Source organism: Bacteroides sp. 224 (assembly GCF_010500995.1).
GTDB lineage: Bacteria > Bacteroidota > Bacteroidia > Bacteroidales > Bacteroidaceae > Bacteroides.
Genome location: NZ_QVMK01000002.1, coordinates 95359 through 108338, shown reverse-complemented (window position 1 = coordinate 108338; position 12980 = coordinate 95359). Strand labels below are relative to the sequence as shown.

Sequence of the window (12980 nt, the reverse complement as noted above, 5' to 3'; positions counted from 1 at the left end):
TTGTTAATTTAAAACCATTTCAAAATTCTTGGTGTGTCCCAGTAAAAATTATACTCCGGGTATTCTTCTTTCAATACTGACAGTACCTTTCCTCTTTTGGGGTGCTTTATAATAAATAGGTGGTCTCTATATGTCTGGAAATCTTTTCCTCTTTTAAACCCAATCAGCTGAAGTATGGAATTTGCGAAATCCTTTATCTGCACTTTAGGTCTTTTATCTTCGTTTCGTTTCATTATATTTAATTTACCCTTGTTTAAGGAGGTTTCTTTGGACGACGTTTACTGATTTTATTGTTTATATCTCCGTTTTTGTACAACTCTTGTTTTTTCTTCCGGTATTTCCTCTTGGCTTCGGCCCAATACTCTTTCGATTGTTTTTTTGATTTTGGCCTTTCTGGAGGATTGATTATGGACTGGATTGTCCATTTACTGACATTGAACATTGCGGCCAGTTTTCTATAACTATACCCTTCTTTGCGAAGGATTTTAATCGCTTGTTTTTGTTCTTCAGAAAGTTTGCGCCTGCCATCATGTTGTGTACCGGCAATTGGAATTTTCTCACTCCGATATGGCATCCTCTACTATTTTTCTGATTTCCTCCTCCGGGAGTTTCATTTCATTAGGCGTTACATAATAAACTATCCCATCATCAATGGCTTCAGCTTCTTTTGAAATACACTCAGTTCCTTCTTTATTTAGTAGTTCTGATTGCAATTCTTCTGTGGATACCGTTACACGCTCTTCTTTTTCTGTTTCCGGAAATAATGTAATTTCTACGGCATGGTATACTTTGTCCTGCCAGGGTATTAATTTGTGCATCATTGATTCTTTATTTTGTTTTAAACTTTCTCAATAAGTCTTTTAAATACCGCATACTCTGTTTTGTCCAGAGATAAAAGAAATCTCGCACAATCAGCATATTGATGCAAATCGTCATCCCATTCCATACACTCATCTACATTTCGTAAAATTGTACTTAATATTGAGTACTGGGCTGGTGTTAATTCAATTTTAATTTTCTTCATAGCCATTTAATTTATAAATGTGTACAGAGAATAAACATAGCCTTTGCCACCTCTATAGGCTATTCCGTTTTTTAGGTTTCGCATATTTTCGTTAGTGGATTCAATTCTGTTGTAATGCAGTTCGAAAGAGTCAGCGCCATTTTCATCTACAGAATAAAATTCTGTGAGTCGCTTAATTATTTCGTCTTCATTGACTTCATAGCTTCCATCTAAATAGATTATGGTTTGTTTTGTATTTTCCAGATTTTGAATATCAATAAATAAAACAGTGTGTCCATCAATCCTTAATTCATCCGGATCGCCTTCAAACCATGCCAACACATCATCAATCTCACACATTTCCATTGTCTCACGAACCAAATCGTTTTCATGTGCGATTTACCAGTTTATAATTGTTGTTTTCATTTCAATGAGTTTTTGATTCTTTTATTGACTGCATCTTCAATTTGTTGCTCAATGACAATCTTTACACCATTTTGTTCAACAGTCATTTCTTGTACTGACGCTTTCGGAATATTGACGCGAACATGTACATTAAATTCGTCTTTGTGCTGACGAACTATAATGTTGTGATATGTTCCATATCGGAAATATCCAGGGTAAGGTATGTGTATGTATTTGCACTTGTTTTGAATGCGTACCTCATACCCTAAAGCATCTGCCAGTTCCTCCAGCGTAACACCATTTGCTTTCATATTTTACACATTATCTGGAAGTTTGTCTTTATCATCAAGCACATGACTACCAATCCAATCGGAATGGTCATAAATTGCCAATAAGTAAGCATCTTTTTCAGCTTGGGTAGAAAATGTTCTTTCTGAATATCCATATCCTTTATCTTCGTTGACAAACTCCTCCAGTTCATTGTTTAAAAAAGCATTGATTGCATCGTCTCCAAATAGAACTCTTGTCTTGAATCCTTCTGAAGATACGTCATCAATTTGTTCTGTTTCTGGAATATAGCCTATAATATATGAAAGATGTCCTACAAAAACCTCATCTGGCTGGAACTGAATTTTATCGCCACGCTCTTTGTCTTCACCTACAATATTCAAAGCCCCGTTTTCAATATACACTTTCTCTACATTGACATCTATTGGTTCTGGAATGGTGGAGTAAATAGCGATAATAGGATAATCCTCTTCGCCATCCTCCCATTCATAAGAGCCTCCATGTGCCTCTACTGCTTTATAAAGCTCATTGCACTCTTTTCTTTTTATCTCTTCAATTTGAGCGTAAAAATCTGTATATTTCATGTTTTCAAGTCATTATTAAATTGTTGTTAAAATCATTCTCGTCTGGAAACATCAAATCATCATGTAGATTGTTCGGACAACGTTCATCAAACCAATGCCAAATATCATATCGATCAGTTCCTTTTGGCCAAATACAAAACCCGGTCTCAATACATTCATTTTTATCAATAGGTATATCCCCGAACTCATCCCACATTTCTTTCAGTTTTTCAAAACTTATTTCACCACAACATTCAGGGTCTTCTTCAACGGCTTCAATTAATTCATCTAAGCTATTTATCGGTGATGATGCAGTAAAAAAGTCAACATCACACACCTCTTCAACATCAACACCATCAAATAAATCTTCTGGGGATGAAGATAAGTTTACGTTTACGCTTCCTTCAACACAATACCACCCTTCGTATTCAAATATAGTACATGGTGTTTTGCAACTACCATAAGTACCTTCAAGTTCTCTTCCGTACATATTTATATTGTTATGTGTTTTTATTAAAATTCATTAGGAAACAATGTTCTTGCGATGGAAAACCCAAGCTCCTCATAACACAACCAGCACATAAAAGTGTAATGTGGTAAATGATTTTTATTTGTGATTGGTTCACCTAATTCATCTTCAAGGTTTAACTTAAACTCTTCCATGTCATCAAGATTATTGATGTAAATTCTTTTGCAGTCTGAATTATAAACTAAAATTCCAATCATCCCACTTTGGCATCCGTGAGTCAAATCTTTAAAGAAAGATAGCGGGTATTCGTACTCTATAGCATGAGCAACCATATCAGAAATAAAGCGGCCAGCAAAAGAAAAGTCATTTGCATAATTCCCTGCCGCTGTTCTAAACACAGAGTCAAGAAAGTCAACTCTGCTTTCTAAAGAAATATATTCAAAGTCAAACACCTTGTATTTTGTGTCTACATCTAAATTATCAAATCCATCTTCAGAAGTATCTAAGTTTTTTAATACTATATATTGTTCCTCTTCAGACAAATTCTCAAACCATAAATTCAAAATCTCATTTAATTGTTCTTCAAATGTATTTTCTTTCATATCTTTGCCCCGTGTGCGGCGAGGACTTGATTATCCCGCACATAACATAACATGACCCAGAGGCTATCCTTTAAATTGTCTCTGGGTTTTTATTATGCAGCAATTGATAATAAGTGTTTAAATATTGCCATTGAGATAGCTTCCGCTATTACCTGGCTTTGAGTACATTCTACCGCGTTACCGATGAATTTTTTCTTGTCAGTTTGTGATCCCAGAAGTATATAATCATCGCCGAATCCCATAATCCGCAACAACTCATCTACCATTAGCATTCGCATTTTTATATCAGTCAATCCATATAATGCCATGAATTCCTTGATCTCCTTCGTTTTAGGAGAATCATTTTCATAAATTTCATATACGATTGTGTTTCCAATTATTTTTATGAATGAGGGCAATTCATCCTGATCAGTTCGAATAGTGACCATACTTGGTGGTCGCTTATCCATTCTGGCAATCAATGTAAAGCAAGGAACTTCAATATTATTTCCAGCAGAACTGAACTGAGGGTTGACCAGGTAATGATGTTTTCTGTTCGCGGTAATAACTGGAGAGGGTTGATCGAGTCCTCTTCCTACATTCTTGTAATTAGTGTCTAAAAGCCAATCACAGCTACAAATCGCATATTTAGGGTTTGCTGTAATTGTACCAACAGGTCTAAGTATCGATGCCGGTTTGCTTTGTCCAAACTGTTGGTCTATAAAATGACATTTGCCAACAATCTGTTTTGGCAGAACAATTGCAACCCTGTCTTTTGTCAACAGTGTTGGACATGGTGCATTTATATCTTTTGGGCCATCCTTAAAATTATAAGAGCACAAGAAGCGTGGCATAACCACAGCACATCTGTCTTTAGTTGGAATTACTGGTGATGGTGATTCTACAGAGCTTGTGCCTCCATTTCCATAATATGTTTGGATGAAATCGCAACCAACAAGTGCATGGTGATCTATGGTAGTCACAGCTCCCACAGGCCCATCTGTTGATATATTCTTGCTTTCAGGATGTCCGCTGAATTGCTTTGATATAAAGTGTTTCCTTCCTGTTTTGTATGATATAATAGCTTGGCAATCTTTAGTTCTAATGGTATGCGCTGGTTCGTCTACACTGATATTTTTATGGGCTGGCTCACCTCCATAGTATTTGGAAATAAACCGTTGAGCTTTAATTACCCCAAGACGATTTTGACAACTCACAACCGGACATGGTTCGTCAACACCTGGAGGATTGTGCCTTCCAGTATCTCCATTGACAGAATTGTATTTGAGTAACCATTCATCTTTTCCACCGGCTACATGCTTTATTAGTCCAGACATAATGCGATCTTTAGTGTTTTCCACCAACTCTACATCACGATCGAAGATACTTATACCTTCATCAGAAAAGTCCAGAACATCTTTTACTGCTTTCCATTTCTCTTTACCGTCCTTTCCATCTTTAGAGTGGGTTTTCTCTGGGAAGACAATAAAGTCTTTCTCTTTGCTGAAGAAACCGAAATAGCGGGTTCGAGAAGTGTATGCGCCATAATCAGCAGCATTTAGTTTATCGTAATCATAGTGGTAGCCATAAGACTTGATTTGCTCTACCCAGGCATTATAGTACTCTTTCTTCCGTTCAGGTATCGGCACCCATTTAGGCCCAATAGAAATAACCTTCTTTGTCTTCTTGTCTTTCTTAATATCGATAGGGCAATACAGCTCATTACCTTTTTTATCTTTGACAACTTTCGGTTGCAATGGCCCCCAATCAAGGAACTCAACTACATTTTCCACTCCGATAATATCAGGCTGGAGGATTTCGATGTACTTGTAAGCATATTCAGGTAAGCTACGACTATCTGCATCGCGACTTTCCCCGCCTTTTGCTTTACTGTGATGAGTACACTCAGCACTCATCCAGAACATAACTTTTGCTTCCGGATATTTCTTCTTAGCTTCGTTTAAGATAGAAAGAAGATCGTGTGGGTCTATTGTACGGAAATCTTCAACAAAATGATGCGTATTTGGGTGATTTGCTTTATGGCTAAGAATTGCTTTTGCATCATGGTTAATTCCAATGATTACTTCTACACAATAATCGCCGTTTATTTTAGCCCGGTGGAATCCTTCAGTAACTCCACCGGCACCACAGAATGAGTCAATTACAATCAATTTAATCTTCTTGTTCATAACTTAATCTTAAATTATAGATTTCCCATTTTGGTACACTTCCTCACCAGTTTCATCAAAAAACACAGCTTCGGTAGATAACCCGTTGTTTTGCTCAATAGTGAAATACTCTTCTGTTTCATCCAAATGAGAAGAGTCAAAGCAATTGCTATTCACAAGGTTTTCACCCTCTCCAGTTTGAAAAGCTTCTCTGACGATTTTCAAAGCTTCCTCTTTTGTTTCAGCTTCAATAGTAAAGCTATCTCTGCGCCAACCAGTCATTTTCCGGTCTAAGAAAAAATCAAATTCTGCCATATTGTTGTTTTATTAAATTGTTGTCATTTTATACTCCCACCATCCATAAAACTCGTTTTCGTCAATGCTTTCGCAAAGTTCTCCAGATGTATAGCCATCTTTTATCATCTCGACTATCCGAGACATAGCTTGTTGTTCCAGGTACTCTATTTCTTCAAAGCTTAATTTTTCAAGCTCATCAGTCATGTTGTACCAGAATTTTATTTTTACTTCTCTTTCAAATTTTTGGTTCATGTTCGTATTCTTCGATTAATTGTTTTGCAATTTCTTCTTCATCAAAATCTCTCAGCCATGCAAGAGCTTCCCATATACTTTCAGAATCGTATGGAGAAACACAATCATCGGAATGATTTTGTTGATTGAATATAAATTCAAAAAGAATTCCGAGATATGTTTCATATTTTTCATCTTTTTCGTGTTTGTATTCACGATACTCAGATTTGAATTCCTGAAGGTTGTTTGGTATGAAACTGATAAAACCACTGACACTTGTGTAATTATCTTTTAAATGCTTTTCAAAAGATTTCTTTTTTTCACCAAAGCAGAATAATTCTATTTCTTCCAACTGCTCATCTGTGAAAGCAATCTTCATATAAATTTCATCAGTACGATAATTATAATACTTTGGGCTCCACAAATTATCAAAATCAATCATTTCAACCCATTCGCTGAAAGTATTGAAGTAAATGTTATCTACAAGCTGTTTGGAAATATTTTCCTTCGTCTTTTGCCAATCAACTATATCGCAAATCTTTTCGTAAAAATCGCGCTCAAGGTTTTTATCGCACAATTCACAATATAGTTCCGAATTATTGTCAGCAAAACTGGTTAAATCACCCAGCTCGCTGAATAACTCATATCCATAAAATCCGGAAAAATACGGAGCTTTTATAATTTGTTCTTGCATAACTATCTATGTGTTTTAGGATTTTTATTCTTTTTTCTTCTCTTAATTCGCTTTTTTATGAGCCTTTTTATAATCTGTTGGGCGCACCTTCTTCAATCTCGGTTGAGACGAATCATCTAACTGAAATGAAGGCATAAAATAGGGGTTGGGAATCAGCATAACTTTAATAATTTAAACTTTCTCTTACAGCTATAAATTTGTTTCCGAAAATCTCAGTGATATACGCAGATTTTCCACACAGGTGTCCACAACAGTCATGTTCACATCCGCAATATGGAATATCGAACACACAAGGATTTTCTTGAGTGTATATCTCAAAAGGACTGATTTCATCTAAACACTCTATCGTGTCGAATAAATAAAACACCTCGTCATAATCACTGGGAAGATATATCCTCCCTAATCCCATCCTTTCATCCAGCAATAAGCTAAATTTGTATTTTAAATGTTCATTTTCACTCATGCTATTCACTTTTTAATTCGTTGCAAAACACTTCCCAAGTCTCATCCATGTCAATGGTACGATTGTTCCCAACTGTCATCCACGAGACACCCATATTTGGACCATCAAGGAAATATCTTTCAATACACCCATCTCCAGTCATGTAAGCAGCCACATTTTCAGCAACTTCTTCCAAAGTTTTTTGGGAATTATATTTTTCATATTCTCTAATACAATCAGAATCAGAGGTTAAAACTTTCACTAATTGCTGATAGATTTGTTTTACTTCATCGTCAGAACAGCTCCATCTAAGTATGAGGCGAACGAGTTGTTCTTTAATTAAATCCTCTAATTCGGATTTTTGCATAGGAATCCACCAATCTTCATCCGGACTATATAAAAACTCACTGAATGCGTCACACTGAGTATCAATTCTATTTTCAATTTCATCGCGATAACCACATTCAAACATGTATAATTTCAACAGACTTTCAATTGTATCATTGAAATCATTGAAGTCATAATTCACAGATTTCATCTCTGAAATTAGCTCAATGTCATTTCCACCAGGTTTAGAGTCATTCCATACCGGAACTTTCCACATCCATTGAAATTCCCAAGGATTTGGGTACCATAAGGGAGAATGTTTTGAATTTGATGGTTCTGTGTTTTTGGCCTCCAGAATTTGCTGTTTTATTTGCTCGATTGTTCTCATAATGGATGTTTTAATACATGAATTTTACTTTACGTGTAGGCGTCTCTGTCTTGAACCATTCTTTCATTTTATTGAAAACTGGCATAGCTTCTTTCCATGAATTAAAGCCTCCCTGGATTTCTTTCACAAACCCGCTTTTGTCTCCGATATAAGCAATTGTGATAAAATGGAGATATGGTTTGAATGTTATATGTTGACGGATTTTGCGTAAGTTTTCTACATAGTCCTTTGTCAACTCTCTACGAATCGATTCAGGGAAATATCTATTTACATTTGTGCCATTTAACAAAATCTTATTTAACTCTGGGGCATAAAAATGTGTTTCAAAAGTATACTTGCTCTTTTTGTTTCGTTTCATTGATGTATGTTTTTATTGATCAGTCCGAAAAATTATATCTACACACGTTCCACCAATCCTGTTTGCATCATTGGTGGAATAGAAACCCTCAGTATCCCAATCTACATCTACCGGGTCCCCATCAACGCCTTCCAGAAAAGATTTGATCTCTCCCTCTTCCTCGTCATTGCAACCGGTAAAATCTCCGTTTATCAGTGGGTTAACCCAGTGGATTGGCAGTCTATATCTTGTTGTATTCGTAGTTTCATTGTTGGGGTTTGAACCAAAGCTTTGCTCTGTCAAATCGAAATTGTATTTCACTATGCCTTCACTGTCAACCATCCATTGACAATTATCCAGGCAATATTGACAATGATCAGATAGAAATAGCTCAATCTTAAAATCATCTGTCAAATCGAAATCCTCTCGTTCAGTTTCCTCCGATTCATAATATGAAAGAGCGAACGCATCAATAAATTCTTGGGTAGTAGAAACAATATCTACGCTATTATTTGAAAAATCTAATACTGTTATTTTCATGTCTTTTATTTGTTTTATCTGATTGCTAATTTCAAATTCTTGTTTTCGGAAGGATAAATAGATATGTATGGTCCATTAGGTGCATTGCACCCAGCATGATAGCAAGCAACCTCTAAATCTTTAAGTTTTTTGTAGGCCGCCTGTGATTCCGTTTCAGTAGGGAATTGTAAATCGATGGATGTTCCAACGACTACAGAATTGACAAGTAAGCAAGCTCCTTGCTTATTTTTTGAGATTACTGCTTCCATAAATTCTTTTTTTTACTGCTTTGTTTATGAATAGAGGCGCATGGTGTCCTAAGTTGTACACTTGCGCCTCTTTAACGAATTTTAATATTGTTGTTTTAGGTATGAATCTCCCAACGTGCATCATTTCTTCCGCTTAAAGACACGCTATAATTATTTTGGTCGGCAGAGGCTGAATGAAAGATTATTCCACCGCATACTCCAGTTCTTCCATCTTCGTACACTTCTCTAAATGAAAGAGAATGTTCTGCGAAATCACCTCCGATATAGATTGTTTTTGGGTGATCCGGATCGTTATATTCCCACCGACTAAGGCGATCTAAACAATCTTGCAATGTGTTGTCGTGGATGCTTGCAGCAAATTCACGTGCTTCCAGAAACTTTTCTTTATTTGTAATTTTCATAATATATATGTTTTGATTTTTATAATGTTCTAATTCTACTTGCTATTTGATCTTATTTTTTCATTTACGATATGAATATCGTCATGGTGGATTTTTTCATTACAGGAGTACCCATGCATCACCGTGTTTGCAGCTAATTTTTCAACTTCACTGACAAATAGGTGCATGTTTTCAGCACAAAAATCATGTTGTGCTTTTGTCGGAATGTAATATCCTCCAGCGCTTTCATATTCATATTTGCTCGTACTTCGTCTATTCTTTGCCCGTTGATCTTTCCGGGAATAATACGCTTCTCTGTAATCTGGATCGTTTTTCATTTTTTGCGCAAAATCTCGTTTTTGCGTTTTTGAAGGTCGCCATTTGTAAGCCATAGGAATAATTTTAAATTGATATAGCTCGCACATAAGTCAACTCCCCAGAGTAGCCACGTTTTCTGATTTCAGCAAATAAGCTTTCGTCAGAAAAATCGGCAATATTGAGAATCATATTTGTCTTTTTGGTCTGGTTTGCTTTTGTACAACCTCGCTTTTTTTCGCATTCCTTACAATAATGCTGCAAACCATCTCGACTTGCTGCGTTTTTGTAAAATTCATTCACGTTCTTGGTTTGACTACATTTTGGGCAAAACTTAGCGTTTCCTACTGCTTTCATTTTTTCGTTTATTTTTATTGATTAATTATTGTTTTGATTTGATAAATATTCCTCCAGTTCAAACAAATACTCTTGCTCCAGATACATTTCTTTTACCAGAGAATCGCGGTTTGCTACATAATAGTCCGCAAGTTGGTCAATATTCCACTCCGGGTAATCGGCTATGAGTTGATGGTATATAGGTTCCGGCATAGAATCAATTACATCACAGGTATATTCCATTCTACACGCTTTTGGCATGACGCATATAAGCACAGCGATAGCCAGATATTTCAATATTTTATTCACGGTTTTCATTTATTCTACTTCTGCGGTTATACACTTCTGTTGCACGCTTTACCAGCATATCTTGGTAGTAGTCACTTAGATTTGCGAAAAATTCTTCCACAGCCCCATGTCTTTCATTGTGCTTATTATATCCAATCCATTTCGACCACAAGTGATTCACATCATGTCCGGCAAATGCCATCTCACACTCGCTTCTACACCACGCATTCCACATGTAGTACATAAAACTTGCTACATCATTTTTCGGGTTTTCAGGCGCATTGCTTTGCGTACTTGTTGTATTTTCTTTCATTTTTATTGTTGTTATATGTTATTACTCCATTTTTGTTACACGATACTACCAGTCCATAGGCTCTGCCTTTGTGATATTTTATTGGTTGCATAATTTTTGGCATTAAAAAAGCCGTCAAAACTTGCGTAATGACGGCTTCGGATTAGTATGAAATTTGTATTAGATACGGATCATTCGCTGCATGGACTCATTAGCCATTTCGGTGCGTAAAAATCCTTTTTTACTTACTTTTTTGTGTGGGCGTTCGGGCATACCATCGTCAAAAGAGGTGGGTTTTTTTCGCACGATTCGCACTCTGTCATCGCGTTCTATGGGCTTTATAGGAGCGTAAAATTTACAGGATTCAGCCAGGTTATTACGTGTTATTTCACGCATTGCACCGTCATGTAGGAATAAAACTTGACCTTTGCGAACACGTCCAGACACAATTTTTGCAAGTAGTTCGGAACGTTCGCGCATTTCCAGAATATCAATCCCGTCTTTACTGATAAAAACGAAAAACCTATTGCCGGCACGCACTAAATTTTCAATTCTTTGCGCTTCACGTTCGGGCATAGTTATCCCTTTAGATGCGCACAATATTTTCATGGTAGCAACATGTTTACAGTCACTGTATAATTCGGATAATTTCATTTTTATTTATTGTTTAATTGTTTACGTTCGGGCATAGTTATCCCTACAAATTTTTACTCTCCATTCCAGCCCCCGGGAAAATCCAATTTCTCAGGCATTCTATTATATATTCATACGCATACGCGCACACAGATATACACGCACATATATACATACGCGTGTACAAAATAGGGTAACAAATTTGCATTCGTTACCCTGTGGTATTATATATTGGTAGCTATTTAAGCCGCTTTTTCAGTTTCTTTGTTGGCGGTTGTTTTGCTTTTTGGTTTACGCTCTTTAGTTATTTTTACGTCTTCGGAACAAAGAGAAATGATATTTTCAACCTCTTTGCCTATCATGGACAAATAACTACATTGCGCTAAAATCGCTTTTGAGTGTTGAAAGATAGCTGCTTTTGTGTTTTCGGGTTTCGCCGTTACAATAGCATGATTGTGCTTTATATTCATAGCGGTTTTATTGAACTCTATTTCAGAGATTAAAGCGCGAGAAATTTTACCTGTTGAATCGGTGCGAAATAGCACTTTTGTGTTTAAAAAAGGCTGCAAAATACGGCGCTGCCTTATTCCTGTCTCTTTAAAATCCGATTCAAAACCTTTTGATACATTGAACTCTGCTAAACAATAGCGCAACAAATTTTGTACAATTGTTAGCTCTTTTGTGTCTTTTAGTTCGCAAACCTCTATATAGTTAACGGTTGTATTTATCATTCCGTTACTTTCAGTTTCACGTACTTTTAATAAAACTAAACTGTTAGGTGCAAAACTAATGTTTTCAATAGCTACATTTTTAATTTGATTGATTGTTAACATAACGTTTGGTTTGATAAACTTTAACCGCTTGTTTATCGGGCTTTCCTTTAAGCCGTTTTTTTTGTTATCCGTTTGCGGTACGGTTGTTTATTAATTTATTTTTAACCCTCTCTCAACTTTGTACGGACTTGAGACCGTTATAATATTGCTATTATAGTGTTTTAAGGGTTTCAGGGTGGAACAATAACTATTTTCGTTTTTTGCCTATCAGATAGTGCAAACATTTTCTATATAATAGTAAAATGATAAGTTATAAACTTATAAAACTATTTTCGTTACCTCTCTGTTAAAGAACTCTGTCAATACTACTTTTGTTTGATTGACATTGCAAAGTAAAGCACATTATTTGAACCGTGCAAATAATATAGCAAAGAAAATTAGAGAAAAGCACAAAGAAAGTTGTAAGTCTCTGATTGCCAATAAGATAAAGCGGTGTTAATGAATGTTAATTGAAAATATGGATTGATTTAATAAAAGTTATAATACATTATTTAAAACGCGCGCGGGATTGTTATAATGCGTGTGCGCGCGTATGGGTGTATATGTAGAACTAAAAGATAGGCAAAAAAGCCGAAAGAAGGGAAACAATATGCAAAAACAAAAACCTCTCTAAAATCAAAAAAATATACAAAAATCAAAATTTGAAATAAGAGTAACGAAAAAAGAGGTGCAGTAAAGAAAAAAGGTTCACTTATAGCAAAAGTGAACCTTTTAAGTAGTTGATAGCCAGTAATATAAGAAAAAAAATAAGCGGGTGGGTGCCTCTTTGTGTGCGGATACCATATATATTTTCGACCCCATTTTTTGAGTTTCGTTTCTGGGGAACTTGAACTTTACTGGAATCAAGTAAACGATCTTCTTCCAGCACATTCATTTTAACCAAATCACTGAAGGAAATATTCCCAGCCAAAACCATTAAACA

25 protein-coding genes are annotated in these 12980 nt (G+C 35.8%); all 25 read right to left on the bottom strand.

What is annotated here, in order from left to right; genetic code table 11:
• Window positions 1-8: 8 nt before the first annotated feature.
• Window positions 9-233 (bottom strand): hypothetical protein, encoded by a 225-nt coding sequence (locus tag D0T60_RS01875; protein ID WP_163216454.1) that lies wholly within the window; start codon window positions 231-233, stop codon window positions 9-11.
• A gap of 20 nt (window positions 234-253) precedes the next feature.
• Window positions 254-574 carry a helix-turn-helix domain-containing protein gene (locus tag D0T60_RS01870; RefSeq protein ID WP_163216453.1) on the bottom strand — a complete coding sequence of 107 codons (321 nt, stop codon included), beginning with the start codon at window positions 572-574 and terminating at the stop codon, window positions 254-256.
• Window positions 558-821, bottom strand: a complete 264-nt coding sequence (locus D0T60_RS01865) for a hypothetical protein (protein ID WP_163216452.1) — start codon at window positions 819-821, stop codon at window positions 558-560. Before D0T60_RS01865 ends, D0T60_RS01870 begins: the two co-directional genes overlap by 17 nt.
• Before the next feature lie 17 nt (window positions 822-838).
• Entirely contained in the window at window positions 839-1024 is a 186-nt protein-coding gene (locus tag D0T60_RS01860) for a hypothetical protein (protein WP_163216451.1), read from the bottom strand.
• A 6-nt stretch (window positions 1025-1030) separates the two neighbouring features.
• Window positions 1031-1384, bottom strand: a complete 354-nt coding sequence (locus D0T60_RS01855; RefSeq protein ID WP_163216450.1) for a hypothetical protein — start codon at window positions 1382-1384, stop codon at window positions 1031-1033.
• A gap of 41 nt (window positions 1385-1425) precedes the next feature.
• Entirely contained in the window at window positions 1426-1719 is a 294-nt protein-coding gene (locus D0T60_RS01850; protein WP_163216449.1) for a hypothetical protein, read from the bottom strand.
• A gap of 3 nt (window positions 1720-1722) precedes the next feature.
• Window positions 1723-2280, bottom strand: a complete 558-nt coding sequence (locus D0T60_RS01845; RefSeq protein WP_163216448.1) for a hypothetical protein — start codon at window positions 2278-2280, stop codon at window positions 1723-1725.
• A gap of 4 nt (window positions 2281-2284) precedes the next feature.
• Complete coding sequence (locus tag D0T60_RS01840; RefSeq protein ID WP_163216447.1) at window positions 2285-2749, bottom strand: hypothetical protein; 465 nt, start codon at window positions 2747-2749, stop codon at window positions 2285-2287.
• A 23-nt stretch (window positions 2750-2772) separates the two neighbouring features.
• Window positions 2773-3330 carry a hypothetical protein gene (locus tag D0T60_RS01835; protein WP_163216446.1) on the bottom strand — a complete coding sequence of 186 codons (558 nt, stop codon included), beginning with the start codon at window positions 3328-3330 and terminating at the stop codon, window positions 2773-2775.
• Window positions 3331-3422: 92 nt separating this feature from the next.
• The gene (locus tag D0T60_RS01830) at window positions 3423-5480 is read right to left on the bottom strand and encodes a DNA cytosine methyltransferase (protein WP_370524362.1); all 2058 of its coding nucleotides are present in this window, start codon (window positions 5478-5480) and stop codon (window positions 3423-3425) included.
• Between the two features lie 27 nt (window positions 5481-5507).
• Window positions 5508-5792: a hypothetical protein gene (locus D0T60_RS01825; RefSeq protein WP_163216444.1), complete on the bottom strand. Its 285-nt coding sequence runs from the start codon at window positions 5790-5792 to the stop codon at window positions 5508-5510.
• Window positions 5793-5804: 12 nt separating this feature from the next.
• On the bottom strand, window positions 5805-5978 hold the full coding sequence (locus D0T60_RS01820) for a hypothetical protein (protein WP_163216443.1): 174 nt from the start codon (window positions 5976-5978) through the stop codon (window positions 5805-5807).
• Window positions 5979-6009: 31 nt separating this feature from the next.
• On the bottom strand, window positions 6010-6699 hold the full coding sequence (locus tag D0T60_RS01815) for a hypothetical protein (protein ID WP_163216442.1): 690 nt from the start codon (window positions 6697-6699) through the stop codon (window positions 6010-6012).
• A gap of 163 nt (window positions 6700-6862) precedes the next feature.
• Window positions 6863-7162: a hypothetical protein gene (locus tag D0T60_RS01810; RefSeq protein ID WP_163216441.1), complete on the bottom strand. Its 300-nt coding sequence runs from the start codon at window positions 7160-7162 to the stop codon at window positions 6863-6865.
• A 1-nt stretch (window position 7163) separates the two neighbouring features.
• Window positions 7164-7856: a hypothetical protein gene (locus D0T60_RS01805; protein ID WP_163216440.1), complete on the bottom strand. Its 693-nt coding sequence runs from the start codon at window positions 7854-7856 to the stop codon at window positions 7164-7166.
• A 10-nt stretch (window positions 7857-7866) separates the two neighbouring features.
• Window positions 7867-8214 carry a hypothetical protein gene (locus tag D0T60_RS01800; RefSeq protein ID WP_163216439.1) on the bottom strand — a complete coding sequence of 116 codons (348 nt, stop codon included), beginning with the start codon at window positions 8212-8214 and terminating at the stop codon, window positions 7867-7869.
• 12 nt (window positions 8215-8226) lie between these two features.
• A complete protein-coding gene (locus D0T60_RS01795; protein ID WP_163216438.1) occupies window positions 8227-8733 on the bottom strand; it encodes a hypothetical protein in 507 nt (168 codons plus the stop codon).
• Between the two features lie 14 nt (window positions 8734-8747).
• Entirely contained in the window at window positions 8748-8981 is a 234-nt protein-coding gene (locus D0T60_RS01790; RefSeq protein ID WP_163216437.1) for a hypothetical protein, read from the bottom strand.
• Between the two features lie 95 nt (window positions 8982-9076).
• Entirely contained in the window at window positions 9077-9382 is a 306-nt protein-coding gene (locus D0T60_RS01785; RefSeq protein ID WP_163216436.1) for a DUF4120 family protein, read from the bottom strand.
• A 35-nt stretch (window positions 9383-9417) separates the two neighbouring features.
• Window positions 9418-9753: a hypothetical protein gene (locus D0T60_RS01780; RefSeq protein ID WP_163216435.1), complete on the bottom strand. Its 336-nt coding sequence runs from the start codon at window positions 9751-9753 to the stop codon at window positions 9418-9420.
• Between the two features lie 10 nt (window positions 9754-9763).
• On the bottom strand, window positions 9764-10033 hold the full coding sequence (locus tag D0T60_RS01775) for a hypothetical protein (protein ID WP_163216434.1): 270 nt from the start codon (window positions 10031-10033) through the stop codon (window positions 9764-9766).
• A gap of 21 nt (window positions 10034-10054) precedes the next feature.
• Entirely contained in the window at window positions 10055-10255 is a 201-nt protein-coding gene (locus D0T60_RS01770) for a hypothetical protein (RefSeq protein WP_163216433.1), read from the bottom strand.
• A gap of 58 nt (window positions 10256-10313) precedes the next feature.
• Complete coding sequence (locus tag D0T60_RS01765) at window positions 10314-10613, bottom strand: hypothetical protein (RefSeq protein ID WP_163216432.1); 300 nt, start codon at window positions 10611-10613, stop codon at window positions 10314-10316.
• Window positions 10614-10772: 159 nt separating this feature from the next.
• Window positions 10773-11201, bottom strand: a complete 429-nt coding sequence (locus tag D0T60_RS01760; protein ID WP_163216431.1) for a hypothetical protein — start codon at window positions 11199-11201, stop codon at window positions 10773-10775.
• Between the two features lie 266 nt (window positions 11202-11467).
• Window positions 11468-12058 (bottom strand): hypothetical protein, encoded by a 591-nt coding sequence (locus D0T60_RS01755; protein ID WP_163216430.1) that lies wholly within the window; start codon window positions 12056-12058, stop codon window positions 11468-11470.
• Window positions 12059-12980: the final 922 nt, after the last annotated feature.

What these genes read in the sequence shown, in the direction of transcription:
- D0T60_RS01825 (WP_163216444.1), bottom strand. Translation starts at nt 5,792, where the DNA reads ATGGCAGAATTTGATTTTTTCTTAGACCGGAAAATGACTGGTTGGCGC.
- D0T60_RS01870 (WP_163216453.1), bottom strand. Translation starts at nt 574, where the DNA reads ATGCCATATCGGAGTGAGAAAATTCCAATTGCCGGTACACAACATGAT.
- D0T60_RS01810 (WP_163216441.1), bottom strand. Translation starts at nt 7,162, where the DNA reads ATGAGTGAAAATGAACATTTAAAATACAAATTTAGCTTATTGCTGGAT.
- D0T60_RS01795 (WP_163216438.1), bottom strand. Translation starts at nt 8,733, where the DNA reads ATGAAAATAACAGTATTAGATTTTTCAAATAATAGCGTAGATATTGTT.
- D0T60_RS01785 (WP_163216436.1), bottom strand. Translation starts at nt 9,382, where the DNA reads ATGAAAATTACAAATAAAGAAAAGTTTCTGGAAGCACGTGAATTTGCT.
- D0T60_RS01790 (WP_163216437.1), bottom strand. Translation starts at nt 8,981, where the DNA reads ATGGAAGCAGTAATCTCAAAAAATAAGCAAGGAGCTTGCTTACTTGTC.
- D0T60_RS01820 (WP_163216443.1), bottom strand. Translation starts at nt 5,978, where the DNA reads ATGACTGATGAGCTTGAAAAATTAAGCTTTGAAGAAATAGAGTACCTG.
- D0T60_RS01845 (WP_163216448.1), bottom strand. Translation starts at nt 2,280, where the DNA reads ATGAAATATACAGATTTTTACGCTCAAATTGAAGAGATAAAAAGAAAA.
- D0T60_RS01755 (WP_163216430.1), bottom strand. Translation starts at nt 12,058, where the DNA reads ATGTTAACAATCAATCAAATTAAAAATGTAGCTATTGAAAACATTAGT.
- D0T60_RS01760 (WP_163216431.1), bottom strand. Translation starts at nt 11,201, where the DNA reads ATGAAAATATTGTGCGCATCTAAAGGGATAACTATGCCCGAACGTGAA.
- D0T60_RS01800 (WP_163216439.1), bottom strand. Translation starts at nt 8,214, where the DNA reads ATGAAACGAAACAAAAAGAGCAAGTATACTTTTGAAACACATTTTTAT.
- D0T60_RS01775 (WP_163216434.1), bottom strand. Translation starts at nt 10,033, where the DNA reads ATGAAAGCAGTAGGAAACGCTAAGTTTTGCCCAAAATGTAGTCAAACC.
- D0T60_RS01865 (WP_163216452.1), bottom strand. Translation starts at nt 821, where the DNA reads ATGATGCACAAATTAATACCCTGGCAGGACAAAGTATACCATGCCGTA.
- D0T60_RS01860 (WP_163216451.1), bottom strand. Translation starts at nt 1,024, where the DNA reads ATGAAGAAAATTAAAATTGAATTAACACCAGCCCAGTACTCAATATTA.
- D0T60_RS01765 (WP_163216432.1), bottom strand. Translation starts at nt 10,613, where the DNA reads ATGAAAGAAAATACAACAAGTACGCAAAGCAATGCGCCTGAAAACCCG.
- D0T60_RS01770 (WP_163216433.1), bottom strand. Translation starts at nt 10,255, where the DNA reads ATGGAATATACCTGTGATGTAATTGATTCTATGCCGGAACCTATATAC.
- D0T60_RS01805 (WP_163216440.1), bottom strand. Translation starts at nt 7,856, where the DNA reads ATGAGAACAATCGAGCAAATAAAACAGCAAATTCTGGAGGCCAAAAAC.
- D0T60_RS01840 (WP_163216447.1), bottom strand. Translation starts at nt 2,749, where the DNA reads ATGTACGGAAGAGAACTTGAAGGTACTTATGGTAGTTGCAAAACACCA.
- D0T60_RS01850 (WP_163216449.1), bottom strand. Translation starts at nt 1,719, where the DNA reads ATGAAAGCAAATGGTGTTACGCTGGAGGAACTGGCAGATGCTTTAGGG.
- D0T60_RS01815 (WP_163216442.1), bottom strand. Translation starts at nt 6,699, where the DNA reads ATGCAAGAACAAATTATAAAAGCTCCGTATTTTTCCGGATTTTATGGA.
- D0T60_RS01835 (WP_163216446.1), bottom strand. Translation starts at nt 3,330, where the DNA reads ATGAAAGAAAATACATTTGAAGAACAATTAAATGAGATTTTGAATTTA.
- D0T60_RS01875 (WP_163216454.1), bottom strand. Translation starts at nt 233, where the DNA reads ATGAAACGAAACGAAGATAAAAGACCTAAAGTGCAGATAAAGGATTTC.
- D0T60_RS01780 (WP_163216435.1), bottom strand. Translation starts at nt 9,753, where the DNA reads ATGGCTTACAAATGGCGACCTTCAAAAACGCAAAAACGAGATTTTGCG.